Origin of the sequence: Streptomyces acidicola (assembly GCF_009377235.1) — a bacterium.
Classification (GTDB): domain Bacteria; phylum Actinomycetota; class Actinomycetes; order Streptomycetales; family Streptomycetaceae; genus Streptomyces; species Streptomyces acidicola.
Genome location: NZ_VMNX01000528.1, coordinates 1 through 1,258, shown reverse-complemented (window position 1 = coordinate 1,258; position 1,258 = coordinate 1). Strand labels below are relative to the sequence as shown.

Here is a 1,258-nt window from a genome sequence, read left to right as displayed (position 1 = left end):
CGCCTGCGGGGCGGCCGGGGGCGGCGGCGCGGGCTGAGTCCACTGGGACTCCAGACGGGTCAGGGACTCCAGCTCGCCGTAGTCGAGAAAGATCCCGCGGCAACCGCTGCACTGCTCGATCTGGACGCCGTTGCGGTTGTACGTGTGCATCGGCGCATGACACTTCGGACACTGCATGGTTCGGCTCAACTCCTCGCCGTTCGGTGCTGCTTCGCGTATCGCCAGGACAGACACTGCCCGGCTTCACTCGGTTGCACCCTACTTCGTGGAGCGTTGGGGCAACTCAGGTGGGACGGCGGCCATTCGGTCGCAGGCGTCGACCACGGCCTGCTGCACCTCGTCCAGGGGCCGGTCCTCCGCGACCGACTTCGCGACGGCCAGGGCGGCCGTCTGCGCGGTGAGGGCGCGGGCGGGAACGTCCAGGGCCGGCCAGGGGTCGCCGCCCGCCGGGACCGCCGGGCCGCCCTCCTGCCGGTACGCGGTCAGGAACCGCGTCCATTCGTCGGGCGGGAGCAGGCCGCAGGCATACCAGGCGGCCGGGCGGGCCAGGTCCCAGGCGGGTACGCCGACGCCGAGGTCGTCCACGTCGATCAGCCGCCAGGGGCCGCTCCGCGCGGGTAGCCGTACGAGTTGGCCGAGGTGGAGGTCGCCGTGGCACAGAGCCGTGGTGTCCGGGAGTGGGGCCTCGTCCCTGGCCCAGGCCGGGAGGGTGGCCCACGCCCGCAGGATCGGGCCGGCGGCCGGGTGGGGGCCGGCCGCGTGGAGCCGGGCGATCGCCCGGGCCGCCCTCGCCGGTCCGCGCATGGGTGGCAGGCCGGGCGGTACGGGCGCCTTGTGCAGCCGGGCGAGCAGCACGGCCGCCGCCTCCCAGGGGGCGTCCTCGGGGGCGTCCGGGTCGACAGGTGTGCCGTACGGCCAGAAGGTCACCAGGCGGCCGTCGAGGTCGGCCGGGGTGGGGTGAAGAGGGGCCAGGAGGATGTCGGGGAGTGCGGCGGCGGTGGTGAGGCGGGGGGAGAGTTCGGTGGAGTCCGTGCCCGGAGCGTGCGCCTTGGCCACCGTGTCGCCGTGCCGTACGACGGTGCCGTCGTCGCGCTCGGCGAGCACGGTGTCGTCGTGCGCGCAGGCTTCGCCTTGAGGATGAGCCGCGCCGCGTGCCCTGGCGGTCAGGGCGGGTAGTACGTCTGCGGTCACGGGGCTCCTCTGGGGGGACGGCACTTGCCGTCGAGCGTACGCAGGGGTTTCGGGGGCGGGTGTGCGG

2 protein-coding genes are annotated in these 1,258 nt (G+C 74.5%); both read right to left on the bottom strand.

Features of this window, described 5'->3' with window-relative positions:
* On the bottom strand, positions 1-177 hold a 177-nt coding region (locus tag FPZ41_RS46600), incomplete at its 3' end, for a TFIIB-type zinc ribbon-containing protein (RefSeq protein ID WP_194236473.1).
* An 81-nt stretch (positions 178-258) separates the two neighbouring features.
* Positions 259-1,191, bottom strand: coding sequence for an aminoglycoside phosphotransferase family protein (locus tag FPZ41_RS46595; protein WP_322621603.1), 933 nt, complete (start codon positions 1,189-1,191; stop codon positions 259-261).
* Positions 1,192-1,258 lie beyond the last annotated feature (67 nt).